Consider the following 26,728-nt stretch of genomic DNA (forward strand, 5'->3'; position numbering starts at 1 on the left):
CCATTCGAAATATCACTTATCATTCTTGCAAAAGATAAACACTACATTTAATTCCTTAAAAATGAAGTGTCTACCAATGCATCCAAATCAATTTCTTGTTCGATCCAACCTTCTTTTAATAGAATCTCCTGTACAAAATTCCAACCTTCACGATCAAACGAAACATCTGTTACACGATGGTAATCTGTCAAGTTGAGATATGTTTTCGGTTCCGCTAACACAAATTCTGCGTCCAGTAATATTTGACGAGCTTCAACTGTATTTTCAAGATAATATTGGGTCATGAACTGTAAGTCTTCTACAAGCGCCTGTACAGCCTCTTGGTTCTCTTCTATAAATTTAGGGTTTAAAAATAGATTAAGAAAGTCTTCTTCTACCGGGACACCGTCCTTAGAGCTGAAGACCGAATCCAAATCTCCGGAATTTTTTGCCATGTCATAAAATGGTTGAGGGAACATACCTACGTCAATTTTTCCACTTCTTACAGCTTCCTCCATTGCAGGGATCGGAAGTACTGCATAATTTATATCTTTATCTGGGTTTAACCCTGCTGCCCTTACACTTGACCGGACCCACATATCACTAGGAGATTTAAAATCCGGAATACCGATTGTTTTTCCCTTTAAATCTGCTGCCGATTTATAGCCCGCTTCTTCTAATCCCATGAAAGTTGAATTAAATCCTTCTTCCATGCTCTCTTTTGCTATATTAGCAACAACCTTCATATCAACGCCTTGCGCGACCGACATTATTGAAGCTCCCTGCCCCAAAGTTCCACCGTCTATTTGATTGGCGCGATAAGCGTTCAATCGATCCGTATTTGCTCGGAACTGTTGAAGATCCAGCGTGTATTTGTCCCCATAATTGGGTGCCATATCAGACGCCACTTTGATCAGCCATAAGTTTTCTTCTGTCGCATAGCCAACGCCTAATTTAATTTCAACCGGTTCATCCCCTTTTTTTCCCTCGGCTGACGCTTTTCCATCTTTTTGGTTATCAGAACCACACGCACCCAATAATCCGACCAGTAAGATCAAAACAAATCCAGCAGTAAGTCTCTTCAATTTCATTCCCCCTATTTTATATGTGATAACAGTAGAACCCCTAAATGTATTGCAATAATTCTTCATTCTCCCTTAGGAACCGGTCCTCTGTGCCTTCCTTTGTTTTTATAACAAGAGTTGTGATCAGTAAAACAGGTTGACAACCTGAATGTCTCAATCTGCGGTAAAGTGACTATTCAGTCATTTTACCCGTCAGCAAGTTCAGCAATCTGCTAAATAATTATTCGAGTGGAAAGACTTTTAAAAAAACCATTCAGAACAGCACGACATTAGTAAAAGCCTTAAACCTATCGTAAAATGTAGTACGGTTTCCTTTAGTTTGGTTTTAAGCTACATTTATTTATTAAGGACAAAGTTCGGATCTTTTACCCTTATGTTATCACCTATTTCAAAAGACATAAGATCTTCACCAATGACAATTTGACCATCATAAACCTTACTCGTTCTAACAGCCAAATTAGCCTCTGTCTCAGTGAGACCATCAAGTAATACAATATGCGAATAGACGGCAAGTTTTGGACTTACTTCATTAAATACTTTCCCAGCTTCTTCAGGCGTCGTATGGAGCTCCAGGATTTTTTGAATAGACGGTGATTTATTATCCGGCCTAGCTGCTGCAACTTCATGAATAAGCAGGTCTGTCCCTGTAGCAAAATCAATTAGATTTTCGTTATATCGAGTATCGCCAGAAATTACTACGGAATGACCTTGGTAATTCACCCTGTATCCGTAACTCGGTTCAACCGGTCCGTGATCAACTAGAAAAGCTATAACTTCTACCCCTTTTTTCTCATAAACTCTTCCTTGTTCAATATCATGGCCAACTGCATTCAACCCACTTAGGGTTTCGTTCTGATTCTTTTTACGTACTTCGATATCGGCAATATAGGCTTCTCCCATCTTTCCTATCATATCTTTAGTTCCTTTAGGTCCCCACACCTCAAATGGCGTTTCTCTTTTTCCACCAGTTGGCAATGAACCCGTCAGCCAAACATCGGGAATTCCAATTGTATGATCGGAATGCAAGTGGGTAACAAACAACTTGTTAACCCTTCCAGGTAACACACCGGTTTGACTTAAGCGTAAAGCTGCTCCTCTTCCAGCATCAAAAAGTAGCTTTTCCTCGCCAACTTCAACTAGCGTTGCAGGTCCAAACCGTTCCATACTCAAAAGAGGTGAGCCAGTCCCAAGGAGAGTAACTTTAAAATCACTTTTCTTTTTTTCTCCTGCCTGTTTCATCTGCTTCTCTGCCGTTGCATAATTTTCACTAGGTTTCATTTCAACAGGTTCATTGTTATTAATCTCATCAGCCGAAACACCTCTCTCTTGTTCAACGGAGGAGCCACATGCCCCTAGCATCCCTATTATCAATCCTAAGAATATGCCCCCAATAAGTCGCATTATTTATTCTGCCCCCTTACATTCTTTTACTGGTTGAATATCTATGAGGCATTTCTTTTTTGTGCCTGATCGATAATTAATTCCCCTTATTTTAATCAACATTCCTAACCACAAAACTTAACCCCCCCTTTTTTGTAAGCGTTTTCACACAAACCTAATTACTATGCCATGTAACATTCAATCTATATGTTTTGTATGCAAAACATATTTTCGTTTAATCTATTATATAAATTTTACACTTTTCTGAATTTAATGTCAACATGAAAAATTGAAATGTTGATATAGTTTTTTAGCGGGACTCTGTGTAAAGTTTCTCCTATTAGTAGATTGGTTATGTAATAATTTGTTTTAATAAAAAGAGGTCGGAACGTTGATTCATCGCGTCGATTTTTACCCTAGATGGAAAACTGTTACATTTTTTCAAGCAGCAAGTCGACATTGAGAATAATTTATTATTTCAAATTGAATAGAAAATTATATTATATTTTTTATAATAGGCCCTATACACATTCCTAAATTAAAGTCCATAGATAGGGATAAATCCTAATACGAAAAAGACGATATTTCGTTCGTTTCAGACCGAAATGTCGTCTTTTAAAATTGTGTGCACGTGGGCGTATAATGGCACTAAGACTATTTAACTTTGATTTTAATGAGATTAACTTTCAAATAATCCAATCAGTACTATAAACCCCTTCTTTGGTATTCAAATAGGCATATTGTTCATTCAGATCCTTGCCTTGCTGAATGACATCCCAGCCTTTTTTGAAAGTTGGGTAACCTTTTCTTCAAATTGTCCAATTCCAAAGAAATATGGTGGATCCCTTCTACGTACTTATTCATTTGCTCATTCCAAATACTCAGGTTTTTTCCTGGTTGAAAGAGCTCCATCCCAATTGTAGGTGTTTTTAAAATATGAATACCGAGTCAACCTCTGTCGCTTCTCTTTTATATGCTACTTAGGTCATTTTTCTAGCCTAAGCCTCAATATTAGAAGGAATGTCAAAATTCAGCAAATCTCCTAAGCGAGTAGCAGAGCATTGATGTCTTCCATTACGAGTGTAATTTGGGTTAAAATCCGCGAGCCAAAGAGTGACTCTGTAAGAGGGTTCCCCACTTATTTTAGGCTGTGACATCTCTCTTTCAAGCAATTTAAATACTGTTACAACAAAGCTCCTGTATCTAAATAGGAATGACACCCTTTTTTCACATATGTGAATTCAACTGACTGCAGCAATGAATAAACTCTTTTAACCAAAGGTTCAAGACAAGTAGCAATTTTGTCTACAAAAAAGCTAGGTGGTGGATCCCTACTCCCCTCCAAATAGTCTCTCATCGTACTTAGCTCAACATTGACTTCCATTAGTTCGATTTGGGTTGACGGTGTGACAATGAAAACAAGCTTACTCTGCGTATCTAAGAGGACTCCTTTATAAAACACTTGCGATTGGTCATGACCTTCTTTCAAAAACCATTCAGGTTCCATAATGCCTAGCAACTTGCTGAATGATGATATGGCTTGATCTATATCCTTTACGATGTATGAGATTTGTGCTAGAGAATTGGTTCAATGCATTCCTTTATTCTATACTGCAGCACCTTTCAGTAATCAATTTCGCCTTTGGACGACATATTATTAGAAACCCGTACCAGGCATCCCTCTCACACCAAGGCCTCCATCACTCTCTATGACGGTTCCTGTTATCGCCTTAGCGTTATCAGATGCCAATAGGACATAGGCGCCGTTGTGATCACTTGCCTCCTGAGCAATTTGCAGTGGATTTCTACTTGCAATATTCTTCTTTCTCGTTTCCCTATCTATCTGTTTCACGCTATCTTGCAGACATGGGATTGCGGTAATTTCCGTAACAGTTCCACCAGGTGACACGCCATTTACTCTAATTTCAGGAGCCAACTCATAAGCCAACTCTCGGATAAGTCCTACAATTGCATGCTTACTTGCCGTGTAAATAGGGCCACCGCCATTCGGATAAAACCCCGAATTGGAAACAGTGAAGATGATATTCCCTTTCGTTTTTCTCAGCTCTTCAGCAGCAGCTTTTGCCGCCAATAAGCCCCCTTTTACATTTATATCGAAAATGGTTGAAAACGCTTCGTCTAGATGCTCTTCTGGCAGTCGCCCCAATGCGACAAAGCCATCGAATACGCCGGCATTGGAAACTAATATATCTAGTTTCCCAAAATTCTCCACCGTCTTTCGGACAGCTTCTTGATGGCTTGAATATTTTGTTACGTCGCCTTTCACTGTTAAAATATCATCTTTAAATTCTTCTTGTAACGCATTAAGCTTCTCTTCTGACCTTCCCAAAATACAAACTTTAGCACCTTGATTTATATACTCTCTAGCGACTGCTTCTCCAATACCGTTCGTTCCACCTGTTACAATTGCAACTTTTCCACCTAATGTTTTCATCACATTACACTTCCCTGCTATTTAAGTTAATCTTTCATATAACAACTGTAGCTACCCTAATTTTAACGGGTAGCTACATAATTGAATGTCCATTTAATAACGCCTCGGCGTAATTGAGTCCGGATTATGAATTGCGCATGGGGCCTACAGGAGCTAGGTCATGCAGTCGTTGCGAAAGGACGTCGCGAACTTAGACTACCTTCCTTAACTCTTTTCAAAATCCGTGACAACTGCCGGAAACTTAACTTGATTTAGCCGGGGTTTGCCCCCCACCGAAATGGATACATTTTCAGCATTCATCCCACCACCTATAGAAGTAGGGGTAGTTCTACTGAATCAAATTAAACAAAAATCGCCAAGTTTCTCGTTCCTAAAGATGTCTGATCTGCTAAGAACCAGCGTGAAACTAACTTCCAATCACCATTTTCTTTGCGGAGCACGTCTTTACGCTCACCTGAGATTAAATCAGCAGTCGTATCTGTACTTCTACTTCTATACAACAGCAGATTACTATGAACAGTCACTTCATTTTCCGATATTTCTTTAATCTTCACATTCGAAATATTCCTTCTTGTGCGTGATGGTGGCAATTCAGCCCATGCCATATCTGTTTTTAAACGATCAATTCGGAGTTTCAAAGTTGTCGAATCATCGTCAAATAGTAAAGTAGCTTCTGAGTAGTCAGGTTTTGACTCTTCCATTTGGTTAATTCTTAAAGGCATTGTATAACTAATTTCTTCTGACAATAATTCATACCAACCATCGAAATTCAATTCATCCAAAAGCTCTGATTCTTTATAAAGCCATTGCTCAATTTCATATTGCAGTATAATATTCTCATGCATCCCATTCACCTCTCATTCAGCCGTTATTTGATCAAGCCAGTTTCTGAAAAATGCTCTGGAGTTCGCTTCATTAAATTTATCTTTATAAACAATACCAGGTCCAACGAAGTCTTCTACTTGATCTTGATGCATACCCATCGTGTAGTTAAATACAATGTTCTCCTGCAAATGATATGGATTTTTACTGTTTTGCGTGATATCTGTAAAATTTTCTGTATCGTCTTGCTCGAAAATTCCAGAAGCTCCGAACGTTAGTGTAAAAGCTTGTTCTGACAATCTCTTCCATTCATCTGCCGCATTTTTTTCAACAAGCATCCATGATGATATCTCCATGGAGTCTGGGCCTGTCGGCTTCCAGATACGAAGGGATGTTTGAGAGATTTTCTGCCCTTTTAAATCCATGGAAGAAATGAGAATCATAATATTCGGAGAGACACAAACAATCATATTTTTCATCTGCTTCAAAATGTTGTATTGATCTTCATTGAGTCGTTCTTTATATTCATCGATTAAGCTTTCAGGGAAAGCAAAACCGTCAGGGTTCGGCATGCCTAGGTTCAATCCATGCCCATTACCTGTATAAATTTGGTAACCATATTTTGAATAATCCCCTGTCGGAACAAGACCTAATTTTGCGATCGACCCGTGGGATACCAATGTATGGTAAGAGTCTGAAATTGTATTGTCTGACCCTAGTTTCCAGGTGCCATCTACATTCCATTTTTGTGGAAGGCCAACAACTTCCATTTCTGCACGGTTAAATGCCAGGTCGAGATACCATTTAATATCTCCCAAAAATTCATCAAGGGAAACAGCATCAGCATCAAGCGTCGCAAAGATCAAGTCTGCATAGACATCATGACGAATTTCTTTCAAGCCCATTTTACTTTTATCCATCGTATCACCGTAAACGACTTTCTGGAACGGTATTCCGATCAAGTCACCAGTGTTTTTAAAGTTGAACCCATGGTAAGGACACGTAAAGCTTTTTTGATTTCCGTTATCCATCCGGCAAAGTTTCATACCGCGGTGTGTACAAACATTTAGCAACACATGAATTTCACCATCTGCACCATGTGTTACGATGACGCTCTGTCCGCCCATTTCCCGTGTCACAAAATCTCCTTTGTTCGGGATTTCCGACTTATGGGCGACAAATAGCCAGTCCCTTAAGAAAATTTTCTCCATTTCAAGCTCATAAACTTTTGGATGTGAAAAAATATAAGATGGAATCAAGCCTTCTTCAGGCTTAACCGTATATTTTAAATATTTAATTAATTCACTTCTCGTCATTTCGTCCAGCCGTGGAACTTGTTTAGTCCTCGTAGTAGTCATACAAACGACCTCCTTATTTTTATAAGCCAATCTTTATAGTAGATTGCAATTTTTTCAGTGTGCCTAGCACACTTAAAGCGGCTAACATACTCGTGTTAGGGTTCGTACGCATCGGTTCGTTTTCAATTTGAAACGTCATAGAACCAAAGGTACCTTCCGCTTGAATTTGATGATGATTTTTCGTCACTTTCGAATCAGCAATAATTTCAACTTTCGTATTTTTCACTCCAATTCCAGCGAGTGATAATACAATCGAAACATTGATATTTTTAGGGAATTTTTCAATCGCTTCTGCAGCCGATCCTTGGAAAATCACTTTTTCCCCTACAATGTCCTCTCCAAATGAATGTGCCGGTTTCCTCGTTGTTAATAAAACCTTTTTCAATTCTCCTAATCCATTTGCATTTTGGATTGCGTCTATTCCTCCAATTGCACCAGATGGTAAATATATTGAGCGTTTGTGTTTGTTACCCAGAAGTTTAATTTCTTCTAAAAACGCCTCATTAGCTAGTGCTCCGATACTAATTATGATCACTTCTTTTTTCTCAAGAACCTTTGGAATATGCTGATGAGCCGTTGCTATGTCGGCTGCTTCCACCACGATATCTATTTCGGATTCGAGGAATTGATCAATATCATCGAACAACTGAACTCCGTAATCAGTAGCGAGCTGTTCATATTTTTTAAAGCTGCGCACAAATAAACTTTTCACTTTCAATCCGTCCAACTGCATTTGTTGTATTTCTTTCATGATGAATGTCGCAATAGAACCGGCTCCGATAATACCTATGTTCATTTAGACAACTCCTTATTCGGCAAATCCATATGAATCAGTGAAATGTTCAAAGCCCCCAAATTCTGTTACGCTCGATAGACCACTTTCTTTGATACCAGGAAAATCGAGGCGTAAATCTTTGAAGATCGTATGATTGTTGAAGAATATGGCGCCAGCTTCGATACGATCAGCCAACCGTTTTGCTGTATCGATGTCAGTTGTCCAAATAGATGCCCTTAAGCCATATTCCGAATCATTCGCATAATTGATTACTTGCTCGGTATCATTGAATGGCATCACCGGAATTACAGGACCAAATTGCTCCGCTCTCATGATCTCACTTTCCTGATGCACATTTGTAACGATGGCTGGAAGCATGAAATATCCGTCTTCCCATGTATCCTCGTTCAATTTTCTACCAAAGTAATGCACTTTGGCACCTTCTTTTTCTGCACGGTCAATCAAATCTTTCACGAAACGAAATTGTGATTCATTATTCAATGGGCCCATTTTGACATCCGGTTGGATCCCGTTTCCGACAATTGTTTTGTTAAATTCTTCGCTTAGTTTATCCAACAACTCTTCGTATCGTGATTCGTGGACATAAATGCGCTTAATGGCAGAACATACTTGCCCAGCACCTTTCAAAACTCCATTTCTTAACTTTTGGATTGTTTCCTTGTTCAAATCAGCATCGGCCAATATAATGGCAGGGTCATTACCACCCAGTTCCATATTCAATTTCTTCAAAGTGCATGAGGACTTTTCCATCAATATTTTCCCTGTACTTGTGCCACCTACAAACGCGATTGTCCGGACTTGTTCGTCCTTCGCGATTCGATCGCCAATAAGACCACCCGAACCTGTCACAACGTTCAACACCCCTGACGGTAGACAGTCAGCTAGCTCTTTCATGAAGACCATAATCGTCAATGGACAATCTGTCGCAGGTTTGAAAACGACTGTGTTTCCTGTCAAAATAGCCGGTATGACACGCTTAAACGTTAAGATCATCGGAGAATTCCATGGGGTGATGATTGCCGTCACACCTCTCGGACGCCTCCGGACTTCGACCTGTTGGGCCTGTCCGGACAGATCTCTAGGCTCGTACCAGTTTTTCAGGTTTGCTGGCATCTCATTTAATATCTGTACACATCTTTGAATATCTAACTTTGCTTCTTGCAAAGTTTTACCATTTTCTCTGACAAATAAAGTCGTATATTCATCGATACGGTCTTTCACACGCTCCCATACTTGGTGAACACGCTCAATCCGTTCATCCAATGATGTTTGCGACCATGTTGGATACGCATCTGCCGCTGCCATAATCGCCCGATCTACATCTTTTTCGGAAGCCAATCCGATAAAACCGACGACTTCACTTGCGACGGCAGGATTGATGACGTCTTTGCACTTTTCTAACGTTATCCATTCACCGTTCACTAATATCTTTCCTGAAATTTGCAAAGTTGCTTCCGTTTTATAGACCAAATTGTCTCCCTCATTTCCATTGAACGACCTTATTTTATTTTCTTTGGTTGAAATGACGTAGCGACACCCGGGGGCCCGCCGAATGGTTTAGCCATCGGTCCGACTGCTTCCATATCAACGACAATCAAAGTCATCTTATTCGACCCTGTCGCATTCTCCAATGCTTGGTCAAATGCATCGGGAGAGTCTACTCTCATCGACTCTATCCCCATCGAATGTGCCAGCTGTACAAAATCCGGACTGACTAAATCGACACCGACTTGACGGCCATATGCTGCGTCTTGAATATTACGAAGTACACCGTAACCGCTATCATCAAACACAAGGATGATCATCGGAAGGTTCTCTTGGACTGCTGTTGCAAGCTCACCAATGTTGACCATGAAGCCGCCATCCCCTGCTAATACGACAACCCGCTTATTAGGGTTCGCTTTTTGTGCACCGATTCCTGTCGGTAAAGCTTGGCCAATTCCGCCTCCAGAGGCATGAATCGAATGGCGTGGTTTATAAATTTCGAACAGTCGGCTTCCCCAAACGTTCGCCGGAATAGTGACATCTCTTACAAAAATCGTTTCTTCATCCAGTCTGTTTCTCATACTGTCCAAAATATTTTCATAAGGTCCTAATGTTTTGCGGAGCTGAGCCCTCAGTGTTTCACGCAATTGACTGACTTCTTCTCCATAATCGTTACCTGGCTTTGTGTAATCGCTCGAATCCAGTTGTGAGGCCAGACTTTCCAAGACTATTTTGATATCCCCGACTAACCCATACTTCGCCTCATAATTTCGACTGACCGCCAAATAATCGGCATCGATCGTAATATGGTTTTCCGGCACTTCAACTGACCAGCCAGAAGTTTCATTACTCCGGAAACGTACACCCACGCTAATGAGTAAATCTGCATTTGCCAAAAACTGTTTCGTTTCAGGAGACGCACCAAAATGTCCAATACATTGCGGATGGTCTTCCGGAATGATTCCTTTAGCTGATTGGCTCGTAATGACAGGCGCGCCCGTCATTTCCGCCATCCTTCTGATTTGTTCGGAAGCACCTGATAAAATTGCACCGTTACCAACCCATAATACTGGCCGCCTTGCTTCCTGAATCGTCTGCATGACGGCTTTAGGTACAATGAATGCTTCTTGTGTTGAATGACCAGATACCATTTCATCGTAAATCGGAGTATCCGGAATAATAGCTGATTGATAATCAATCGGAATTTCGACACTTATTGGACCCGACGGCGCTTGGAATGCTTCCTTGATTGCTTTACGGATAAATCCTGTTGCCTGCTCGGGAACCTTTAATTGATAAGCCTTTTTACAAGCCCCCTCCATCATTTGGAGCTGATTTTTGCATTCGTGGATATAACCTCTACCTGTCCCAATCTGTTCAGAAGAAACTTCACCGGTTATATGTAATAATGGGACGCCGGCACTCCATGCTTCCACTAAAGAACCTGCCGCATTTCCCGCTCCTGTGCCTGTACTCGTAATTGCCACGCCTAGCTTGCCAGTTGATCTTGCATGTCCGTCAGCCATATTCACTGCGCCACTCTCTCCACGTGCGCAAACTAATTCAATACTTCCTTCACGTAAAATCGCATCATAAATCGGCATATTGTGAATACTCACAATACCGTAAGCGGTTTCAACTCCCGCATTGACTAATTCTTTTACGATTGCATCTGCGACCGTAAACTGCTCTTGAATACTTTCCACCCCAAGTCCCCCTTGTCCTATAAAACTTTACTTAATCCACCCGATACTTCTATATTTGCGCCTGTAACATAGCTGGCACATTCCGAAGCTAAAAACAAAATGACATTTCCGACTTCTCCAGGTAAACCGACCCGAGCAAGTGGGATTTTTCTATTTTCCGCCAACTCTTTGTAATAAACTTCCGGATCTACATCTGGTGCACGTTCCAACCTTCTCCGTTCCCATTGATCCGTTTTGATTAATCCGAGGCTAATTGTATTGACAAGTATATTATCTTTCGCCAACTCATGCGATAAGCTTTTCGTTAAATTCAGCAATCCTGCTCTCGTTGCGGCAGTTGCAACCATATGTGGCTCCGGTTCTTTTGAAAGTGTCGCGTTCATATTGATAATCCGGCCTTCTCCTTGTGCTTTCATGAACGGAACAACTGCTTGGACCGCGTAAATAATTGCAAAATATTTCAGATTGATTTGTTCTTGCCATTGCTCATCGGTAATATCGAAGAAGCGTGACATAATACTCCGTCCCGCATTATTTACGAGTACGTCTATTCTTTGAAAATGTTCACCTATCGCATTGATGAAAGTTTCTACGTCCTCACGCTTGGACACATCACATGTCATGCCGAATAGATTATCCCGGTTCGAATCGTCCGTCAACTTTTCAATTGCTTGATTTAAGCGATCTAGGCTCCGTCCACAAATAGCGACTTTCGCCCCTTCTTCCAGCAGCATCCTCGTTGTTTCAAAACCGATACCCGCCGTGCCGCCCATGACGACAACGACTTTATCTTTTAAATTTAACTCCATCTCTCCCTGCCACCCCTTTTATCCATCACTTCGTATTTACTAAAGCCCAACCGGGATCCGGCTCTCCTGCCATCTTCGCTCTAGTCTCCGACGAAGGAGGTCCCGCAATTCCCCATCTATCGGATAAATGCGGTACACGCTTCCAAACTTGAGCACGCCACGTTTTTTTATCTTCAATTACATCTACATAACATGTATACTCCATGACAAATCCGCCTGGATCTTGGAAATAACAGAAGATGTTATTTCCTGGTCCATGTCTTCCTGGGCCCCAGATTTCCCTGTACCCTTTCTTCCGGACGTTGCTGATGCCGCGCATTACTTCATCCACACCTTCTACTTCATAGGCGATATGGTTAACCGATGCATGCCCCGCCTGGTTGAATGAAATTTCATGGTGATTTTTATCGCACCGCAAGAACACCATTTGATTTTCACTCCAATCCGAAACCATAAAGCCTAGCACTTCAGTGAAAAAATCCGTCGACCGCTGGATATCAGTTGTGTTCAAGACGATGTGGTTCAAGTAAAGCGGATTTGATTCAACTTTTCTTTGCCATGGTTCTGTATGGATGTCTACCCATGTGGAAAGTTCAAAGCAACGATTTTCATAGTCTACGAAACGAAGGCCATAACCGCCGCCCACTTCATCCAGAAAGCCGGGCTGTTGAATAATCTCAACGCCTTTCTCTTTCAAAAAGGCTGCCGCTTTGTCTACTGCTATTTTGTCTACCATTCCAAATGCAATATGATGAAGACCTCTTATTTCTCCTCTTTGTAAATGAAGAATATGATGTTCAGGACTTGAACCGCGGAAATATACCTGATTATCATCTTGCGAGACAACGTCCAATCCCCAGACATCTCTATAAAATTCGATTTGTTCTTCTAGATTAGGTGTTATTAAACTTATGTGACGTAAATGTGTTATTTCAAGCATTGAGTTTCCCACCTCTCCAATCTTACTTAACTAAATGACATAAAATCGTAATCTTTAACTCAAGCAGGGTCTTCACAATTTTTAATGTTTCGCATGGAAAACATTGTTTCACCTGATAGTATTCATCCTATCGTAGTCTTGTGTTTTTGTCAACTGAATTTTCAGACTTATCCACAATCAACTATAAACTCAGTAACTAGGCATAGCATAATTTGCCGATAGACGCAAATTATGCTATGCCTAGAAGGTTACGAATTCTTTTGGAACATATTAAATAGTGAGGACCATAAATGAAGATATTTCTTTAGCTGTTTGACAAACTGTCGGAATAATCTTTTCTACCATTAGCTCCTCGTCGGCTGTATGTTGTGTTGTTGCTATATTTATGGCTGCAATTACTTCATTATTTTTTCCAAAGATCGGGCAAGCGATAGACCAAATCCCTGTTTCAAACTCTCCTTTATGGAAGACGTAGCCTTTTTCTTTAATAGACTGTAATCCATCGCGCAATTCCTGGATTTTGACTTTCGGTGCATCCGGTATCTGCAAGACCTTCAGCTCCGACAACAACTCTTCTTTATTCTCTTCGGGTAAATGTGCCAAGAGACATTTTCCCATCGCCGTTGCATGGAGAGGCAGATGCGACCCGACGTTTATTGTAACCGTAGCAACACTTCTAGCCGGAAATCTGGCAATATACACAATTTCATTTCCGTCCAATATCCCCATATGTGATGACATTCCCGTTTCATCTCTTAACTTCTTCAAGTAAGGCGCCGCCAGTTCCGGTAGTTGGAGACTATTCAAATAAGTGAAGCCTAGTTCAAGCACTTTCGGTCTAAGTCCATAGCGCTTGGTATGACTATCTTGATAAATATAGCCACACTCTTCCAATGTATATAAGATGCGGTAAGGAGTTGTTCGGCTGACGCCTAAATTACTAGCTATTTCCGCCAGGGAAAAGGTCGGATTTTCCACACTAAACATCTTTAAAACTTCAAGTCCACGTAAAATGGAATTTGAAAGATATTTTTCATTATCACTTTTTTGCTTTTCCTCATTCTTTTTCGTATTCACCACTATCTTTTCCTCCACTCTAAAAAATCAAGTACATATTTATTAAATACCTTGGGTTTTTCCAGGTAACTGAGATGGCCCGCATCCGCTATTGTCTTCAAACGTCCTTCTTTCAGCCTGTCGACTATAATTTCCGACTCGCAGATAGGTGTCACGCGATCCTCTTCTCCACAAATGACAAGTGTAGGAGCCGAAACCTTTGAATATTCATCCATTTGATTCAAGTGATATAAACTGTTGGCAACTGATTTATAACCTGCCGGTCGGACCTCAGCCATAATGTTTTGCGCATATTCTAAAATTGCAGGATCAGCATTTGGAGCGAGCAGTGCCGACGTTCTTTGTCTTGCCAATTCTTCCGGTGAAGAATTTACCACGAGATCATGCCGAGCTTGTCTTTTCTTTATATTTTCTTCTTCATGGAGCCCAGCTGCTCCCCGGGTTGGTGCGGCAATTATCAATTTGGTAACCATTTCAGGAAATCTTATCGCAAAATCGATTGCTATGGCCGACCCCATTGAATGCCCTAACAAATAGACTTCCTCTAATTGAAGACTATCAAGAAACTTCTTTAAATGATCCGCAAACTGGGAAAAATGTTGTAATTCTGGAATAGGATCTGCACTTTGACCATAACCGGGAGCATCCCAAGCAATTACAGTATAATCTTTCTTCAGCCCTTCCAATTGACGGATCCATGACTTTGAGTTATTTCCTAAGCCATGCAATAAGACAAGCGGGGGTCCACTTCCTTCAATAAGATAATGAATAGACAGATCCACCAACTTCACCTTCGACATAAAACTCCTCCTCATACATTTTTATCGTTTTTTCTGTGTTTTAGCAATAAAACAAAGTTCCCGATATTTATATCGATTGTACGTACTAATTCTACGTAAAGTCAAGTGACTTCCGAATATTCTGACTGGCCATTCCCAATACAATATCAGTTCGAATAGTATTTCAAAATAAGCAAAAAAGGAAATAAGAAGCGATCTCTCATTCCCCTTGTCTATAATTGAAATAAAGAAGCCACATCGTCTTTAGGCGATGTTGCCTTTGAAGTGCGAAAACCAATATAGAAATCAATCTTAAGATATTATTTTTTCAACTACACATAAAAACGGTTCATCAGCTACTTTTATCGAGTCTGTTGGGCATCCCTCATAAGCATCCATAAGGTCATCTACTATATCTTCTCCTACTGGAATAACACCTGTATTATTATCGAGAATACTATAAGATAGACCATCATCATCATAATCAAATACATCGGGGGCTGTAGCTCCACACGCATTGCATGCGATACAAGTCTCTTGGTCCACTAATGTATACTTCTTCATATCGGAATTCCCCTTTCATCCTTTATTCTCAATTGCGCCACCGCACAATTAAAGCTGAATCTATCAATCCGTTATAAAGAACTAGATGAACTCGTTTACAAGTTCATCGAAAAGTTTAGGCTGTAACTCGAGATTCATATGGGCCAAGGGTTGTTTTGCATACCCTTTTACTAACTCCTGATAAGAAGGCTTCACTTTCTGATAAACAATCCCAGTTACTAGGCTATTATGTTTCATTAAAGTGTTCATGGCCATTTCCCGGTTTGAAGCATCATATCCTTCTATATCATTTAATTTAGTCAAATTCTCTTTGAACCAGTCATACGTATTAACTTTATTGTAAGTGACACATGGGCTATAGACGTTAATGATGGAAAAGCCTTTATGTTGTATTCCTGCTTCTATTGTCGCAGTCAATTCTTTAATATCCGCTGAAAAACATTGCGCCACAAAACTAGCCCCACTTGTAATTGCCATCTCCATCGGAGATAATGCTTTTTCAATTGATCCTTCCGGCGTTGACGATGTGATAAACCCATTCTCTGAACGCGGTGATGTCTGACCTTTTGTCAATCCGTAAATTTGATTATCCATAACAATATAGGTTATATCCATATTACGCCGCATCGCATGAATTGTATGTCCAATCCCAATCGCAAAACCATCGCCATCTCCCCCAGCTGCAACGACAGTGAGATCACGATTCCCCATCTTTACTCCTTGAGCAATCGGAAGCGCCCTTCCATGAATCCCATGTAGACCGTAGGATCTAATATAGCCTGAAATACGACCAGAACAGCCGATTCCAGAGATTACCGCCAGATCTTCTGGAGAAAGATTCAGATTAGCAGCACTACGCTGGATCGCTGCTTGTACAGAGAAATCTCCACAACCTGGACACCAATTTGGCTTCACACCATTTCTAAAATCTTTAATTGTTGATGTAGACATGTTCTAACAACTCCTTGCTCGCGTCGTAAATATAATGTGGTTGGAATGGATCACCATCATATTTCAACATGCTTTGAACTTTATCAACATGACCAACATTCATTTTTATAATATTGGCAAGTTGCCCCGTCGCATTGCTTTCTACGACAAGTACATGATCTGCCCCGTCTATATAAGGCTTGATAGCTGCCGTCGGGAATGGATGAATGAGTCGAATTTGCAAGTGATTTACGTTCAATCCTTCTCCTCTCAGACGTTGGACAGCTTCTTCAATCGCACCACGCGTTGCATTAAATCCTATAAGTAAAAGATTTGTTTTTATTGTTGGAACATTCACTGTGATTGGATTTGGAAAACGTTCTGTTAAGTTAGATAACTTACGCATTCTTTTATCCATTTGTTGTTTACGATTATGTGCGGTTTCATTTGGTCTACCCGTTTCGTCATGCTCTACACCCGTTACATGATGAATGCCACCTTTTACCCCTGGGATAACTCGTGGAGAGACACCATCTTCTGTCACTTCGTAGCGTTTAAAGTAACCCTTTTCTTCTCTTTGTTCAATGTCACTAGTAATTAACTTCCCCCGTCGAATGTGTACTTTATCAAAATCAAATGTTTCTACGGTTTGTTTTGCTAACGAAAGCTGTAAATCGGATAACAAAATAACAGGGCACTGGTATTCATCTGCAATATTAAATGCTTCTATCGTATCGTAAAAAGCTTCTTCAGCTGTACTTGGCGCAATGACAACCTTCGGAATCTCTCCATGATTTCCATAGATAATAGCCATTAAATCCGATTGTTCTTGTTTTGTTGGTAATCCAGTAGATGGCCCACCACGCTGTGTATCAACGACAACAAGAGGGGTTTCTGTCATGCCGGATAGGCCAATCGCTTCCATCATTAAGGATATTCCAGGACCAGAGGAAGCAGTGAAAGAACGAGCACCCGCATAGTTAGTACCGATTGCCATCGTCACAGCAGCAATTTCATCTTCTGTTTGAATGACTGTCCCACCAACTCTTGGCAGCTTTTTAATTAAATATTCCATAATATCAGAGGCCGGTGTAATTGGGTAAGCTGGCATAAAACGAACGCCTGCTGTCAGAGCCCCGAGCGCAATCGCATCATTACCAATCATAAACATACGTTTATGATTATTTTCAGCCTTTGCAAGAAATAAAGTAGAGGCTTTTTCTCCTAGGCTTTGTTGCATATACGTATACCCTTCTTGGATGGCCTCCATATTTCTCTGTACCATATCTCCGCCTTTCCTGCCAAATATCTCCTGGATGACAACAGAGAAATCCCCAATCTTCAAATCCATAACTGCACAAGTAGCACCGATCGCTACCATATTTTTCATCAAAGAAGTGCCTAGTTTGGAAGCGATTTCAGTAAATGGAACAGGATACAGCTCAGCCGTCGAGTCTTCCGGCTTCACTGGCTTAAATTTCGTATCAGCAATGATAATACCTTTTTCATGTAATTCATGATAGTTCAGATCAATCGTTTCTTGATCAAATGCAAGAAGTATGTCTAAATTATCGGCAATTGTTTGGACTTTCCTAGTACTAATACGAATTTTATTGTTCGTATGACCACCTTTAATTCTTGATGAAAAGTGGCGATATCCATATAAATAAAAACCGAGTCGGTTCAGAGTTTTGGAAAGAATCTCACCAGTACTTTCAATTCCTTCCCCTTGCTGTCCTCCAACTTTCCACGATAGATCTTGTTTCATGAAATCTGCCCCTTTTTTGCACGGTTATTGTTAAAATCACAAGAATTAACATTCAGCCGCTGATGTAAGTCAATAAAATCAAAATACATAGCAATTCAAACAGCAAGTCGATATTTATAGACAAAATCACTTCAACTTATATATTTTCGTTAATCTTTATGCAAAGATTGCTGTACTATGTTTCGGTTGTAAACGCACATTCGGGTCAATGTACTGCTTTGCATTACTTGCTGCGACCGGTGCCTCACCAAATCCGGTAGCGATCAGTTTTACTTTCCCTTCATACGTGGCGATGTCCCAACAGCATATATACCAGGAATGTTCGTTTCCATTTTATTGTTAACGACTATGGAGTTTTTTCAATCATCAATCCCCAATCTTTAATTGGACCGAGCGCGGAAACGAATCCATAGTTGACGATGAAGTCATCGAAATCAATCACTTCACAGTTTTCAGTTTTAGGCTCTTCGATGATGATTTTTTTGATACCAACTTCTTCTCCGATCAGTTCAGGCGGCACATAAGGGGTTTTGATTTGGCACTGGATTTTTTCAACTTTTCCACGCTATGTTCATGAGCACGGAACTTATCGCGTCGATGGATGATGGTGACTCCCTTCGCAATTGGTTCGAGCATCAATGCCCAGTCGACCGCTGAGTCTCCCCCGCCGCATACTACCACTTCTTTATCCGTAAACCTATTCAAGTTGTCAATGAAATAATGAAGGTTTTTCCCTTCGTATTGATCCGCACCTTCAATCCCTAATCGACGAGGTGCAAATGCCCCGTTTCCTGCTGTAATAATGATTGATCTTAAAAAATTAATTAATTCATTTATTCCTTTAAATTATCGATCAATTCTTGTGCGCGGACTTTCAGCAATCCAGCAATATCGTAAATATACTTTTCCGGATAAAGTACTGACAACTGTCCGCCTAACTGAGTAAGCTTTCTATAATCTTTACACTAGCTTCCCGCATTCCTCCGTAGAATGCAGTAAATAACCCGGCAGGGCCACCCCCAATTATTGTGATGTCGTATACTCTCCCATCTGTCTTCATTAAATCCCTCATTTTTCTTCGGTTCATGTCGATGCACCTCTACCGTTGAGTAAAGTATGAGAGTATGTATCAATTACTCCGAGGCATAATTGCATCTCAATTAAGAATACAAGTCATCTATCTAGCTATGGTTGATACTAGTCAATCCACAAAGCAATTGCTTTGTCTCTACGGCTTGGAATGACTTGTGAGAACAACAGGAGACTGGATGACCCACTGGACTGAATATTAAATTAATTTCGTTTCACCATCTATTGAGATAAAAGTTTTCTATAGCTAAAGCTTCACTTTTAGTACAAAAAGTGAAGCTGAATTCGGATCAGTTGACCCATTGATAAATTAGCGGTCTGCCTGCGCAACAATCGCTTCTCTTTCTTTCGCTCGCTCAACGCGGATCTTTTCAAGTTCGCTTCCTTCTGGGTAAGTCGGTAGTTGTGGCTTTGCCGCACCAAGCATAACAAGCATCATCGCATCTTTGTCTCCGTCGTTGCGGATTCCACGTTGAATGCCCGGGGGTACGCTGACACAGTCACGCTTATTCAGTTTGATTTCATAATCTTTTCCTTCATGCTCTAAAAGGACTGTCATTTCACCTTCCAAAATAAAGAAAACTTCTTCCACATCCGAGTGTAAGTGCAAGGGTCCAATTGAACCTGCTGGTAAAACCATTGTACTTAATGTGAAATTGTTTGCTTCAATTACATCTGAATCCTTATTTGCTGTTGCACCACGTCCAATATAGCGCATTTGGGCACGGCGATATCTCGGATCTAATTCTTCTTGGAACTTTAAAACGTTCCAATCCAGTTTTCTATCTTCCAACCTCGCAATATATTTCTTTTCAAAATCTTCTACTGTTGTGAATTCCATGTTTTCTTCCTCCCTATTTTTTAGACCTCTTGACGAAAACGCTTATTCAAAGAAATCTATTGTTTTATATATAAAACATTGTTTTATATATTTATATTGTACTTCTAAGTAAATTTATTGTCAACACAAGGTTTGGAATTTTCCAATAATTCTTTCGCCAATTAATTAGATGGTTTAAAAAAATTCGGACATCACCCGAAGATTGTGTGATGGCTTTTGTGGATGATAAATCCGTTTGATACCGCAGTTGCTCCCTCGTGTAGGCATTTAACTACTCAACCGATAAATATATAAAAGTATCAATTGTTGACACTGGGTTGGACAGATCATTCAACCCTTATTCCGATTAAATTTTCCTCAATAAGTTAATCAAAAAAGAATCGGTACAGGAAAGAAACGAAACCACTGATAAGCGAACATCAAGCTCTAAGCGTCGAATCGAAGCCTTGAATCTAAGCCGGTAGTGGTTTCTGACTTTTAAGATAGTGCCTTAAACGAGAGGATCATATCTAATTATGTGTAATTAGATTCTTGGTTCACGCCAGCCCCTCTATTTAAAGTTACAGTAATTAAAATTTCATTTGTCATAGGCACGGTTTAGCCATCTATGGATAAAAAGGACACTTTGGGCTCTAACTATGTAATACTTGATAATGGAATCCTCCTCTTACGTAATCGAAATAAATAGAGTGAGTGGTTAATGATTTTAAGTTCAGATACAATATAGCTGCGTATGCGATGTTCATGTCCATGTAGAGCTAAATTAAGTTTTTATTATTCAAAAGAGTTTTCACTTTTATGCAGCATGTACAATTGGAATCTCTTTTGTCATTTCAAAATTCTAGCCTTTATTTTCACATGCCGAGCTAGTAAATCGCTGATTGACTCCTTACTAATAGCAGTGCTTTCCTGCGCAACTTCCATACGTGCTCCGAAATTGATCAGGCTATCGTGTCACCCCTGCGATACTCTACTCATTACTGTTTATAAGAACGGTAGGTCATAATCGCTTACTGCAATTGAGCCTTGCCTGGTCCATATTAATTATTACTTTGATTCTGAATGTTCATTTGCCATCGTACGGTTTAGGTTACTGTAGACGATTCCCTTGCCCTAGAATTTTAGGTTCATGGGATTGTATATAGTCAGCTACAACCTCAGTAACATATACACCATCCTCTTTGACATTTTCATAATCACGATTATCAATACAGTCATTTACTGCCGCCTGGCCATCTGTTCTAAGATAGGTCGCCGCATTTTCAGCAGGTTTTCCCCAAACTTGGACCATGATCCATAATGAACTCAGCTTCATTTTCACCATTGACATTTAAAATGGACGGTTCACCGCAAACGAGAAATTGCAAACAGAGACACCATTTGGCGTATATTTAAGTTATTCCCTTTCGTTAGACGACCTACCAAACTAACGTTATTCATAAGTTCCTCCTATTTTCGTAACTGTTTATCAGCCACGTCCCATTTTCTTATCCATAAGAGTGACGGATATTTTAAATGACTAAAGACATATTGCCATTTTAAAAGGGATTTATTTTACGTTTATCTATCTTTTGCTTTTCGATTTTTTCTATTTTCAACAAGTGATACAAGAATGCAACATTGAGAACTATCTTCTCTATTCCGAAATTGTAAGTGTAGAAACCAATCTTCCATGCAGTTTTTCCTATTGCGATTCCTTCATTAGCCCAATCAGCACGATCAGCTTTCTCCTACATATATTCAGTCGGTAGTCGATTGAACAACAAATGAATTTATGTAGTACTACATGATTACATGACATTTTGGAGAAGGTCATTTTGCCGTTCATCCTGACTTTCAATATGAGCGATTACCATGTACAAGGGAAAGTGCATTACCAGTTCTTTGTATTCATACCTTTTCCAGTTATGAAGTACAATCTCTCAACTCATTTAAATAGCAGCATGGTTATACCGTTTGTAGTCACTCCAAACATTATTCCGAAGTTGATCTGCATCCATGAAGCATATTCCTCAGCAACTTTTAGGATTTTGGAAAGCATGATTAAACCACCCCTTATCCGCATCACCAAACTTTTCAAAGAACGTAATTCCGTTTTCTATGGGAGTCTGCATCGGATCAAGGAAATTGATGCCATTCTCTTTCTTAACGACCAAAGCTGACTCCTACTTATGAACATAACTAAAGGGTCCGATTACATCCTCTTTTACTTTCACTAAAACCCGATTCACTTCGTTTGTAGCCTTATCTAACACCTTCAATTTTGTAAATAGCACGGTTTTAGGGCTAACCCTTTTTTAAAATTTTATGGAATAAAATTCACTTCAACGTTATTGTCATTTGTTTGATGAATTGAAGCTTCATTAGCTTGTTGATTTCCCGCAACGACGTCTTGTTTGTCGGGGGGGTAGAGTAGATTCCATTGGCACTTCCATGTTTGCTCTATTACTGTTATTGTTTTCCTTTCGCGATATTTCCTCACGAGGGTATAGACCACCAAACGGGAACTGACAAAGGAGAACGAAGGACTTGGCAACCTTTTGAATCATCGTGCAAGGTATGTGATCCAACCCATTTTTATTGCATTATCGGTTGTATAACTCTCCCGACTTAGCTAAATAGCATTCCTAAAAGTCCACAAACACAGCAACAGATTTAAATTGCTTGTTATGTATAACTGCATAGGCACCAACAGCCTGACCACGTTTCTGACCGAATTCGTGCCATACATATCCCTCTGAAGAATGAACTCAAATGTCAGCTTCACTTATGACGTTAGCCTTTGGAGGGCCTACATAGCCGCCTTGTGCGCCAGCTACTCCAAATAACCCATCGCGAGTAGTAGAGAAAGGTGTATTTGGGTCATTCTTTGTTTCATATCGCTGAAAAACCTGTTCCAAATCAACGACTTCTGCTCATTCATAAAAGTCTACACTTTTTCCATTTCAACCATCTTCTTTTATAATTCGAGAAATAAAAAAGTTCGATATCACCCATATAGAATCAATTGAACTTTAATAAACCAATACAACAGAAACCGAAAGTTCTTTTGTTTTCATGTCATTTTATTTAATTACTACTAGCATAACAATTTCTCGTCTGGCTTTAAGCGAAGCTTTAATGTCCTTAAACTTCTTAAACTCCTTAATTGCAATAAGGCTAATGTAAAGATGTTGGTATGGACTTTGTATAAGCATTGCTAATCAAACACGTAATCGGTGCTTTCTGCATACATTTTCGATACGTTTATCTTATACTGCTCAATAGAGGGAAAAGGAGCGCATGCTATGAATAAAATTTCAACGAAGTTAGCGGCTTCATTCATCATTTCATTTCTTATTTTGGATACATTGCTGATGGTCTATTTACATCAAACCATCACACATGCCCGGGTGGATGAAGAACTAGATCGACTCTTAAAAACGGGTAGCAATCATCGAAATGTGTTGGAAGATAATTATACGGAAACGACTCTACACCATATTATTCTTATGGAAAGCGGTGGCGAACGAGACGTCGCGATTCTCGATGATAGAGGAAATATCGTACAGCATTCATTGGATAACGAAGAAATTCTCACTCCATACGTATCCGAACTACACGACACGCAACTAACGGAAGATACTATACTACCCGTGGATTGGGAAACGTCTCCTTATCTTGTCAGCATGCATCCGTTTGAAGTAAAAGGCAATTCAGGGACTCTCGTCATGTTGCAAAGTACTATTCCAATCCGACAACTTGTCAATCAACTTAACGCCCATTTTCTACTTGCAGGTGGCGGAAGTATTGTCGTTTTGTTTGTTGTTTACTTATTACTATCCAAATGGTTGACACGTCCACTCATTCGGATGAAAGAAGCAACGGAACAGATGAGTGAAGGTTTGTATGATGTGGACTTGCCGAAGTTGTCTAATGATGAGCTGGGAGAACTGGCAGCCTCCATCCGGAAATTATCGAATGACTTGAGTCGTGTCAAACGTGAACGAAAAGAATTTCTAGCGTCTGTATCTCATGAAATGGGAACCCCCCTTACGTATTTGATCGGCTATGCCAAAGTCGCTCAGCGTACAGAACTGAATGATACAGAACGATTCAACTACTTATCGATAATTGAAGAAGAAGCTGAGCGCTTAAAAACACTCGTGAAAAACTTGATGGATCTAGCGCAAATGGATGAAATGACGTTCACTGTGACGAAATCCGAATTCGCTGCTGAGGAGTTCATCCGAGATATTGTGCAGCTTGTCCAACCATCATTTGATTTGAAAGGAATTACGCTTCTGATCGAACAAGTCCGCGATTTCCCTATCGTGGCAGACCGAATGCGCCTCGAACAAATTATTCTTAATCTGTTAGACAACGCGCTTCACTATTCTGAAACCGGTAGCACCGTAATCATTCGTGCGTTTCAAGATAAAAAGCATGTACTATTACAAGTCGAAGACAGCGGATGCGGCATCGCAGTGGAAAATCAGCAACAAATATTTGAAAAGCTGTATCGTGTCGAGAAATCTCGTTCCCGTTCATTTGGCGGTGCTGGTCTTGGTTTGGCGACAGTGAAGGAATTGACAGAAGCGCACGGTGGCACGATCGAGGTAGAAAGTGAATTAGATCAAGGGAGTATCTTCACGGTACGATTATATTGAAGGTAGGTGACGCATATGAAGACCATTTTGCTTGTTGATGATGAACAACGCATGCTCGATCTGCTCGAACTATTCCTCGCACCACACGGATATCGCTGTTTGCAAGCGACTGACGGCCAAAATGCAATTGAGTTATTCAAGGTGGAGGATGTACATCTCGTGTTGCTCGATGTCATGATGCCTGGTATGGATGGATGGGAAGTTTGCCGCAGAATGAGAGAAGTTTCAACTGTACCTGTAATTTTATTAACGGCTCGATCCGACAAATCCGATGTTGTAAAAGGACTTGACCTAGGGGCAGATGATTATATTACGAAACCATTTGACGAGCGTGAACTCATCGCGAGAGTGCGCGTGGCATTACGGCGTACAGAGAACGAAAATCAATCGAAGACTATTCATGAAGGTCCATTTACTCTTGACTTGGAGTCCTATTCCATCCTGTATGACACGTATGAAGTTCGACTTACGTTAAAGGAGTTCTATATTATAGAAGCAATGATGACTCGGCCAAATCGGACGTTTACCCGGGAAGACTTGCTTCAAGTAGCTTGGGAATATGACACGTATACAGAGGTTCGGACAGTCGATTCGCATATTCGAAATCTACGGGATAAGTTGAGGAAACCAAATTTTCCAATTGACGAGATTTTGGTGACAGTTTGGGGCATCGGCTATAAGTGGAGATAACTACATCTCATGCTATAAAGATAAAAAAGGCTACTTTCCATGAATGAATGGAGAGTAGCCTTTTGATATTGATCAGTGTGCCAACGACAGGCTCTATTATTGTGATAAAAATAGGAATAGGTATGTCCTGCTGCAACGGACCAAGGTGATTTTTTCTTAATTACGTAAAATAACATACACAAGATACACGACGTAAGCTACAGCTAGCATGAGCCCTTCACGCTTACCAATTTTGAAGCCCGTTCTAGAAAATAGCAACAATACTAAGGTCAAAACAATCATAATGATGACGTCGATAAATACTTTATCGTTCACCGCGATGGGCGTAATGACAGAGGAAGCCCCGAGAACAAACAGGATGTTGAAAATATTGCTCCCGACGATGTTCCCTAAAGCAATTTCACTTTCTTTTTTCAAAGCCGCTAAAATTGATGTAACCAATTCAGGCAATGACGTTCCGATTGCGATGATTGTAAGACCGACTAATGTTTCGCTCATGCCAAGAGAATAAGCGATTTTCGTGGCGTTATCGACGACCAAATCTCCTCCGAATATAATCGCCGCCAGCCCGACTAGCGTAATAAGTATATTCTTCCCCCACTTCACGTTCTCAGTGGGTTGTGTAAGCGTGGCATTTTGACGGCTTCGGAGGCCAAGTTCAATCACATAGTACATAAAGATTGAAAGGAATATCAAGAAAATGATTCCATCGCCGCGCGTAATCATATTGCTGCTGAAGCCTTGCAGTGCCATATCACTCATCAACACCAACATGACGATACTTGCTAATAAAGTGAACGGAATCTCTTTTCGGATGGTCTCACTTTGTACCTTCAACGGAAACAGAAATGCTGCCATTCCGACAACAATGGTGATATTGAATATATTACTTCCCACTACGTTTCCTACTGCGACGTCCGCGTTTCCGCCCATCGCTGCAATAATACTGACCGTCGCTTCTGGTGAGCTAGTTCCGAGCGCTACAATGGTGAGACCAATCAAAATAGGTGGAATTTGCAACAGTCTTGCGATATTTGAAGAGCCATCCACGAAATAGTCGGCTCCTTTTATTAATAATACAAATCCAATAATGAGTAAAACATAGGACATATATTGGTTACCTCCTCCATAGTAATGATATTTCTAATTAGCTGTATGCAAGCGTGTCTAGACTACAATAAAAAAATTGCTTCAATTACTGCATACTTGATGCATATTATGACAAGCACCATGATAAAAACAAAATATGTATGTGACTTTACTTCCCCATAGCATTCATCCTTCTCAATCCTAGATATGTTATACAATGTAAACTCTACTACACTGATCCTTCCTCTTTTATTTTTTCATTTTTGATTATCTCACGTCATCACTATTTATGCATCTTACAAGTCATACAAAGACATTCCCTTCTCATCATTACATGCTTTCTTGAGTGGTGTTGAAAAGATCTTATAAAAATAGCTTGTCCATAGAATGATCTTTACAGACAAGCCAGCGATATACTTTCCCACTAACTTCCTACC

The 26,728-nt window shown here is 40.2% G+C and carries 21 protein-coding genes and 1 pseudogene; 2 read left to right on the forward strand and 20 right to left on the reverse strand.

Features of this window, described 5'->3' with window-relative positions; all coding sequences use genetic code 11:
- Nucleotides 1-47 precede the first annotated feature (47 nt).
- From CSV74_RS05650 to CSV74_RS16595, 19 genes and pseudogenes are all read right to left on the reverse strand, one after another.
- Nucleotides 48-1,064 carry an ABC transporter substrate-binding protein gene (locus CSV74_RS05650; RefSeq protein WP_158231752.1) on the reverse strand — a complete coding sequence of 339 codons (1,017 nt, stop codon included), beginning with the start codon at nucleotides 1,062-1,064 and terminating at the stop codon, nucleotides 48-50.
- A 336-nt stretch (nucleotides 1,065-1,400) separates the two neighbouring features.
- Nucleotides 1,401-2,465 carry an MBL fold metallo-hydrolase gene (locus CSV74_RS05655; RefSeq protein WP_158231753.1) on the reverse strand — a complete coding sequence of 355 codons (1,065 nt, stop codon included), beginning with the start codon at nucleotides 2,463-2,465 and terminating at the stop codon, nucleotides 1,401-1,403.
- A gap of 1,636 nt (nucleotides 2,466-4,101) precedes the next feature.
- Nucleotides 4,102-4,899: a 3-(cis-5,6-dihydroxycyclohexa-1,3-dien-1-yl)propanoate dehydrogenase gene (gene hcaB / locus CSV74_RS05665; RefSeq protein ID WP_099690906.1), complete on the reverse strand. Its 798-nt coding sequence runs from the start codon at nucleotides 4,897-4,899 to the stop codon at nucleotides 4,102-4,104.
- A 341-nt stretch (nucleotides 4,900-5,240) separates the two neighbouring features.
- Nucleotides 5,241-5,744, reverse strand: coding sequence for an aromatic-ring-hydroxylating dioxygenase subunit beta (locus CSV74_RS05670; RefSeq protein WP_099690907.1), 504 nt, complete (start codon nucleotides 5,742-5,744; stop codon nucleotides 5,241-5,243).
- A 12-nt stretch (nucleotides 5,745-5,756) separates the two neighbouring features.
- Entirely contained in the window at nucleotides 5,757-7,079 is a 1,323-nt protein-coding gene (locus CSV74_RS05675) for an aromatic ring-hydroxylating oxygenase subunit alpha (RefSeq protein WP_099690908.1), read from the reverse strand.
- A gap of 19 nt (nucleotides 7,080-7,098) precedes the next feature.
- Nucleotides 7,099-7,875, reverse strand: a complete 777-nt coding sequence (nadX, locus tag CSV74_RS05680) for an aspartate dehydrogenase (protein WP_099690909.1) — start codon at nucleotides 7,873-7,875, stop codon at nucleotides 7,099-7,101.
- A 12-nt stretch (nucleotides 7,876-7,887) separates the two neighbouring features.
- Nucleotides 7,888-9,345: an aldehyde dehydrogenase family protein gene (locus CSV74_RS05685; RefSeq protein WP_233190789.1), complete on the reverse strand. Its 1,458-nt coding sequence runs from the start codon at nucleotides 9,343-9,345 to the stop codon at nucleotides 7,888-7,890.
- A 29-nt stretch (nucleotides 9,346-9,374) separates the two neighbouring features.
- The gene (locus CSV74_RS05690) at nucleotides 9,375-11,066 is read right to left on the reverse strand and encodes a thiamine pyrophosphate-binding protein (protein WP_233190791.1); all 1,692 of its coding nucleotides are present in this window, start codon (nucleotides 11,064-11,066) and stop codon (nucleotides 9,375-9,377) included.
- Between the two features lie 17 nt (nucleotides 11,067-11,083).
- Nucleotides 11,084-11,875, reverse strand: a complete 792-nt coding sequence (locus tag CSV74_RS05695) for an SDR family oxidoreductase (protein WP_099690911.1) — start codon at nucleotides 11,873-11,875, stop codon at nucleotides 11,084-11,086.
- 25 nt (nucleotides 11,876-11,900) lie between these two features.
- The gene (locus tag CSV74_RS05700) at nucleotides 11,901-12,815 is read right to left on the reverse strand and encodes a VOC family protein (RefSeq protein WP_099690912.1); all 915 of its coding nucleotides are present in this window, start codon (nucleotides 12,813-12,815) and stop codon (nucleotides 11,901-11,903) included.
- A gap of 270 nt (nucleotides 12,816-13,085) precedes the next feature.
- On the reverse strand, nucleotides 13,086-13,895 hold the full coding sequence (locus tag CSV74_RS05705; RefSeq protein ID WP_233190793.1) for an IclR family transcriptional regulator: 810 nt from the start codon (nucleotides 13,893-13,895) through the stop codon (nucleotides 13,086-13,088).
- The gene (locus CSV74_RS05710; RefSeq protein ID WP_099690913.1) at nucleotides 13,895-14,692 is read right to left on the reverse strand and encodes an alpha/beta fold hydrolase; all 798 of its coding nucleotides are present in this window, start codon (nucleotides 14,690-14,692) and stop codon (nucleotides 13,895-13,897) included. The genes CSV74_RS05705 and CSV74_RS05710 overlap by 1 nt, the downstream gene beginning before the upstream one ends.
- Before the next feature lie 291 nt (nucleotides 14,693-14,983).
- On the reverse strand, nucleotides 14,984-15,235 hold the full coding sequence (locus CSV74_RS05715; protein WP_099690914.1) for a ferredoxin: 252 nt from the start codon (nucleotides 15,233-15,235) through the stop codon (nucleotides 14,984-14,986).
- 81 nt (nucleotides 15,236-15,316) lie between these two features.
- Nucleotides 15,317-16,186 (reverse strand): 2-oxoacid:ferredoxin oxidoreductase subunit beta, encoded by an 870-nt coding sequence (locus tag CSV74_RS05720; RefSeq protein WP_099690915.1) that lies wholly within the window; start codon nucleotides 16,184-16,186, stop codon nucleotides 15,317-15,319.
- Nucleotides 16,167-17,933 carry a 2-oxoacid:acceptor oxidoreductase subunit alpha gene (locus CSV74_RS05725; RefSeq protein WP_099690916.1) on the reverse strand — a complete coding sequence of 589 codons (1,767 nt, stop codon included), beginning with the start codon at nucleotides 17,931-17,933 and terminating at the stop codon, nucleotides 16,167-16,169. Before CSV74_RS05725 ends, CSV74_RS05720 begins: the two co-directional genes overlap by 20 nt.
- A gap of 156 nt (nucleotides 17,934-18,089) precedes the next feature.
- A pseudogene (locus CSV74_RS05730) lies at nucleotides 18,090-18,993 on the reverse strand (NAD(P)/FAD-dependent oxidoreductase).
- Between the two features lie 339 nt (nucleotides 18,994-19,332).
- On the reverse strand, nucleotides 19,333-19,863 hold the full coding sequence (locus tag CSV74_RS05735; protein ID WP_099690917.1) for a cupin domain-containing protein: 531 nt from the start codon (nucleotides 19,861-19,863) through the stop codon (nucleotides 19,333-19,335).
- A 1,090-nt stretch (nucleotides 19,864-20,953) separates the two neighbouring features.
- Complete coding sequence (locus CSV74_RS05740) at nucleotides 20,954-21,178, reverse strand: single-stranded DNA-binding protein (RefSeq protein WP_233190795.1); 225 nt, start codon at nucleotides 21,176-21,178, stop codon at nucleotides 20,954-20,956.
- Between the two features lie 1,435 nt (nucleotides 21,179-22,613).
- Nucleotides 22,614-22,763 carry a hypothetical protein gene (locus CSV74_RS16595; protein WP_158231755.1) on the reverse strand — a complete coding sequence of 50 codons (150 nt, stop codon included), beginning with the start codon at nucleotides 22,761-22,763 and terminating at the stop codon, nucleotides 22,614-22,616.
- A gap of 387 nt (nucleotides 22,764-23,150) precedes the next feature.
- Here CSV74_RS16595 and CSV74_RS05745 point away from each other — a divergent pair, with 387 nt between their 5' ends.
- Entirely contained in the window at nucleotides 23,151-24,512 is a 1,362-nt protein-coding gene (locus CSV74_RS05745) for a HAMP domain-containing sensor histidine kinase (protein ID WP_099690919.1), read from the forward strand.
- 15 nt (nucleotides 24,513-24,527) lie between these two features.
- Nucleotides 24,528-25,202: a response regulator transcription factor gene (locus CSV74_RS05750; protein ID WP_099690920.1), complete on the forward strand. Its 675-nt coding sequence runs from the start codon at nucleotides 24,528-24,530 to the stop codon at nucleotides 25,200-25,202.
- Nucleotides 25,203-25,358: 156 nt separating this feature from the next.
- Here CSV74_RS05750 and CSV74_RS05755 read toward each other — a convergent pair whose 3' ends face one another.
- Nucleotides 25,359-26,312 carry a calcium/sodium antiporter gene (locus CSV74_RS05755; RefSeq protein ID WP_099690921.1) on the reverse strand — a complete coding sequence of 318 codons (954 nt, stop codon included), beginning with the start codon at nucleotides 26,310-26,312 and terminating at the stop codon, nucleotides 25,359-25,361.
- Between the last annotated feature and the right edge of the window lie 416 nt (nucleotides 26,313-26,728).

It is taken from the genome of Sporosarcina sp. P19 (assembly GCF_002743165.1).
GTDB lineage: Bacteria > Bacillota > Bacilli > Bacillales_A > Planococcaceae > Sporosarcina > Sporosarcina ureae.